General features: G+C 32.5%; 4 protein-coding genes. 3 read left to right on the top strand and 1 reads right to left on the bottom strand.

Going from position 1 to position 5,267, the window contains the following annotated elements:
- Positions 1 to 374 precede the first annotated feature (374 nt).
- Together HMPREF9225_RS01215 and HMPREF9225_RS01210 are read left to right on the top strand one after the other, a co-directional pair.
- A complete protein-coding gene (locus HMPREF9225_RS01215; RefSeq protein WP_008901095.1) occupies positions 375 to 1,490 on the top strand; it encodes a hypothetical protein in 1,116 nt (371 codons plus the stop codon).
- A gap of 18 nt (positions 1,491 to 1,508) precedes the next feature.
- Positions 1,509 to 2,468 (top strand): hypothetical protein, encoded by a 960-nt coding sequence (locus HMPREF9225_RS01210; protein WP_008901094.1) that lies wholly within the window; start codon positions 1,509 to 1,511, stop codon positions 2,466 to 2,468.
- Positions 2,469 to 2,739: 271 nt separating this feature from the next.
- On the opposite strand, the gene HMPREF9225_RS01205 is transcribed toward HMPREF9225_RS01210, so the two are convergent.
- The gene (locus HMPREF9225_RS01205) at positions 2,740 to 3,693 is read right to left on the bottom strand and encodes a 2-hydroxyacid dehydrogenase family protein (RefSeq protein WP_008901093.1); all 954 of its coding nucleotides are present in this window, start codon (positions 3,691 to 3,693) and stop codon (positions 2,740 to 2,742) included.
- Between the two features lie 155 nt (positions 3,694 to 3,848).
- On the opposite strand from HMPREF9225_RS01205, the gene HMPREF9225_RS01200 reads away from it, so the two are divergent.
- Entirely contained in the window at positions 3,849 to 5,123 is a 1,275-nt protein-coding gene (locus tag HMPREF9225_RS01200; RefSeq protein ID WP_245526530.1) for an MATE family efflux transporter, read from the top strand.
- Positions 5,124 to 5,267 lie beyond the last annotated feature (144 nt).

Below are 5,267 nucleotides of genomic sequence, written 5' to 3'. Positions count from 1 at the left end.
GCTTTTTAAGCATTAATAATTAACTTGCGTTGATCTATAGAGACGACGCAAGTTTTTTTATGCAAAAAATTTGAAAAGTATAAAATGAAAATAAGGTATTATAAGTCAATCTATTGACAATAAAAAATAAATGGTATAATATATATTTAACAAAACAAGTTAATAGGGTAACGTATAAAATGTAGAATATATAAATAATAACACTTTAACTTAGGAGGTTTTTATGAATTATTCTAACCCACATAGGTATAAGAATGGAGATAATTCTAATATTAAAAGATAATTCTGCAGCTGGTAGTAAAACAATCAGTGCAAGTATTATCACGATTAGTTAAGCTTTGAAAAACTTATAGAACTTGAAGGAGTTAAATAAAATGAAAAAAATTATAAAAAAATCATTAATATTAGTTGCATTTAGCTTGATGATATATATACCGATTTGGGCAAATACAACAATTAATGAGTATTTTGAACAAAATAAATTTACAGATATCAAAGTTTCTGAATTAGTAGACAGTATTTTTATGAACAAACATAGGATATACGAAGGTCTTACTTATGAAGATTTGAGCAATATAGATTTAAGTTTTGAATCAAAACTATTTCTTGAAGAAAATGGAATTGATATAGAACAAAAATTAAATAAATTTATAAGTAAAAATGACTTATACACAATGAAATTTGAAGAAAAACAGCTTTATATAGGAAACTTAGAAGATGATATTGTGGCATTAAGAAATGCGGCAGAGGCCAATAGATTTAGCAAAAAAGAAGTAAAAGAATATGTTGATGGTTTGTTAAAAAACACAACAGTTACCTATGATAATACAATTTCTTTGTATAGTGCTCCAACTAGAAAAGATCCTGGTGTAGGTTTTGAAGCACAGTCTAAAAATAATTTTTATCAATTTACATCTTACGCAACTCTACCAAATGTAAATATAAATAATTACAATGAAATAGTGTGGCACTTTGTAAGCCCAACAAGTGATAAAGGAGATACGCTTGATTTTGGTGTTAGAAAAGGAAAATGGGGATGGGCTGGAACATTATTATCAAAGGCTACTGGGCAAACAGATGTAGCCCTAAATAAAACTCTTTATGATGGGGATCGTATTTATTATAATATTTATAGAGGTTCAGATGGTTTAATAAATTGTAAACTTGTTAATGCTTCTAATTTTTCTGATGTTATTGCTAGTGTTAGAGTAAGATTAAATAATTCTAGAAATGATACCTTAGCTTTTAATAAGCAAATTACAATGACATGGAATAATGCTAAATTAGAAGGCAGTTATATTTCAAATGGTACTTTTAAAGATTCTTATGTGTATAACTCAAGAGGAGGCTATTTTAGGTTGGAAGATAGACTAAATAATAACCACTATGGAACATTTGGATCATATCAAATACCTTCATCATCAAGCTATACAACATGGTATAACAGCAATTATACTGATTATGTAAATATAACATTACCAAGAAGGTAGGTTAAAGGAGATAGTGAAATGAAAAAATATAAAAATTTATTTCTGATCCTTCTAATCTTGCCATTAACTTTGATATCTAAAACTAATGCCAAGTCTGTAGATGTTCATCTACCTACTTTTAACATCTATGTAAACGAAGTTAAGGTAGAAAATGATTATAAAAAGTATCCATTCATAGTTTATAAGGGAATAACGTATTTTCCACTAACATATGATGATTCCAAGTTCATGGGATGGAATCTAAAATGGATGCAAAAAACGAGAGAACTCCATGTAGTTTCTACCGAACAAGTAAATTATCAGTGGGAAGACTACAAGCAAGTAAAAGTTAAGACCAAGAATAAAAAAATCATGAAGGCGAAGACTCCGGAATTTAAAATCAAATTTGGGGATGAATACCTTCCTAAGACGATAGGAAAATATCCTGTGCTTGTATATAATCATGTAACCTATATTCCGTTGGTTTCAGATTATAACTACGAGGATTCCTGTATGTCTTATGAATTTTCTAAAGAAAAGGGTTTAGAAATAACTAGACCAGAGTCTCTTCATTTAAGTGCTTTTAAAAAGAATACATTTAATTTCGATAATGGATCTATAACCTACTATGAAAACGCGAATATACAGATTTACTACTTAGATATTTCCTACAAGGGAAGAGAAGCAAATGTAAATTGCCGTGGTGAAAATGTAAATTTAGGAGTAGAGCTTACAGAAAAATTATATCCTAACAATCAAGGGGCGAATATTCCATCTCTAATAAACAAGTTTTGGTCAGAACCGAAAAAAGAAGTGGCAAACAAGGTAGATATTTTTGTAAAAGACAATATTGCTATAATTCCGCTAGCTCAAGACATAGATGGAAAAGCGGTAAATAGCGTAGTTAAGATTGATATGGACGAGCTTAAAATTTTAAGTGTAAAGAAACTTACAAAAGAAGAAGTTTTAAATTATAATCCAGAAAAATATTTGAACTAAAATAATTATTTGGAGATAAAATCAGATTTCTAGATGCGGATACTGGAAAATATATAGAGGGAACAATTAAATAGTAAAATTATTTAAAAAAATGTGTAGAACTTATCTGCACATTTTTTTTGGATTTATTTTGCAAAGCTATTTTTATAATATTTCCGCCGGAATAATTAATTTAAAATTTAAATGACAAATCATAATAAACAATACAAAAACAAAAACCTCAGATGCTAATGATGCTACTGAGGTTTTTTCATGCAAAAAATAATGTTACCTATTTTGCTACATTGTTTCTAGGTTCTTTGCCAGCAACGTAGTCTTCTATATTGTCTGCGGCTGCGTTACCCATTTCAAGCCTTGCTTCGAAGGTTGCGTTTCCTAAATGTGGTGCAAGTAGGATATTCTTTGCTTGTTTTAATTCTTCTGAGATTTTTGGTTCGAATTCATAAACGTCAAGGGCACATCCTGCGATTTCTCCTTCGTTTAGGGCCTTGATAAGTTCTTTTTCTTCTACCAATGGTCCTCTTGCTGCATTGATTAGGTATGCACTCTTCTTCATCTTCTTAAACTCATTCGTTGAAATCATATGTTTAAGTTCTGGCTTAAATGCGCTGTGTAGGGATACAAAGTCTGACTTTTCTAGAAGTTCGTCCAGTGAGTCCACATATTTTACTCCCAACTTTTCCATTTCTTCTTTTCTATTTCTTGAATGGTAGATGACATTCATTTCAAATGCCAATGCACGCTTAGCTAAATTGCTTCCTATATTTCCAAGACCGAAGATTCCAAGAGTCTTGCCTCTTAATTCGTGACCAAGCATGTAGGTTGGTCTCCATCCTAGGAATTTATCTTCTCTGGAGAGTCTTTCACCTTCTACGATTCTTCTTGAGATGGCAAGCATAAGTCCAAAGGTTAGCTCTGCTGTTGATACTGCACTAGATGGTGCAGGGGCGTTTGTGACAAAGATGCCCATTTCTTTTGCAGAAGCTGTGTCTATATTGTCATATCCTGCTCCATAGTTAGCTACAAGTTTTAGATTTCCTCCTGCTTCTAAGACTTCTCTATCTATTTTGTCGCTTAATGGGCATAGCAAAACTTCTGCATCCTTTACGCCTTCTATGATTTCTTCCTTGGTTAGAGGAATTTCGCTGTCGTGATAATTTAATTCGTACTTACTTAGTCTCTTTAGTATTTCGTCCGGGATTCTTGCTGTAATAAATATTTTCATAATTACCTCCTAATAGATACTTACCCAATTACATTTATTTCTATTTTACCATTTATCTAGTATAATAAGATAGTTAAGGAGGAATTACTATCAAAGAAAATAAAATGGGTACCAAGAATATCTCAAGCCTTATATTGGAGATTTCTGTACCGATAATGATTTCAATGCTTATTCAAGCTTTATACAATATTGTGGACTCATACTTCGTAATGAAGATTTCTGAGAATGCTTTTACTGCTGTGTCCATTGCCTTTCCTATTCAAAATACCATGATTGGGGTGGCGGTTGGTACTGCAGTGGGGATAAATTCTCTTTTATCTCGTTCCCTCGGGGAGAAGAACTTTGAACTTGCAAATAGTGTGGCAGAAAATGGAATGTTTCTCGCGTTTTGCTACTCTATAATATTTTTTATCCTTGGACTTACTCTTTCAGAAAAATATTTCCGTCTCACCACAGATGATTTGGAAATTATTGATTATGGAAAAATATATTTAAGGATAGTTACCATGGGAAGTTTCGGGGTTTTTGTACAAATCACCATGGAGAGAGTTTTGCAATCAACAGGACGAAGCTATCTCACCATGCTCACCCAAGGTATCGGTGCCATCATAAATATAATTCTAGATCCGATTCTTATCTTTGGATACTTTGGACTACCAGCTCTTGGAATTGCAGGGGCAGCTTATGCTACTATAATCGGTCAAATCATCGGTATGTTTGTGGGACTTTACTTAAATCATAGGTACAATATAGAGGTACAGATGAGGACATTTGTCCCAAGGTGGAATGTTATAAAGAAAATCTATACCGTTGGACTTCCTTCCATCATACTTATAACTATTACATCAGTTTCAATCTCTCTTATGAACAAGATTTTAAATGGATTTTCCAAGACGGCGGTGGCAGCATACGGAATCTACTACAAGATTCAGTCCTTTATATTTATGCCGATCTTCGGTTTAAATAGCGGGATTATTCCAATCATCGCCTACAACTACGGTGCGAAGAATAGAGAGAGGGCGAAGAAGACCTATGAACTTGCAATCATCTGGGGAATGATGATCATGGTAGTTGGAATACTGATTTTCCAATTCCTATCTAGCTTTATTCTAAAAGATATCTTTGGAGTTAGCGATAGTCTTCTTGAAGTGGCAGTGGTTGCCTTTAGAACCATTTCTATTTCTTTCCTATTCGCTGGATTTTCAATGGTAACTGGGTCACTTTTTCAATCCCTTGGCAATGGAACTCTGTCCTTAGTTGGAGTTATCATAAGACAGGGAGTGGGACTTATCCCGGTTGCATACTTCTTAAGCGGATTTGGTAAGCTCAGCCTAGTTTGGTGGGCGCCTCCAATTGCAGAATTTATAGGATTTATATATTTCTACTACTACATGAAGAAATTTGCCATGCCATATATAGAAAGAATTTAAATTTCAATAGCCATGAAGATGGCTATTTTTTTATGGGTTTACATATATAAATTTAGTTTTTTTAATGACTTTGTGTTAAAATAGATTTGAGGATTTACTTTACCTCATAAATGAAGAGGCTTAAGGAGGATTAAAATGGCAAAA

It is taken from the genome of Peptoniphilus duerdenii ATCC BAA-1640 (assembly GCF_000146345.1).
Classification (GTDB): domain Bacteria; phylum Bacillota; class Clostridia; order Tissierellales; family Peptoniphilaceae; genus Peptoniphilus_B; species Peptoniphilus_B duerdenii.
This window is presented reverse-complemented; position numbering and strand designations above follow the sequence as displayed.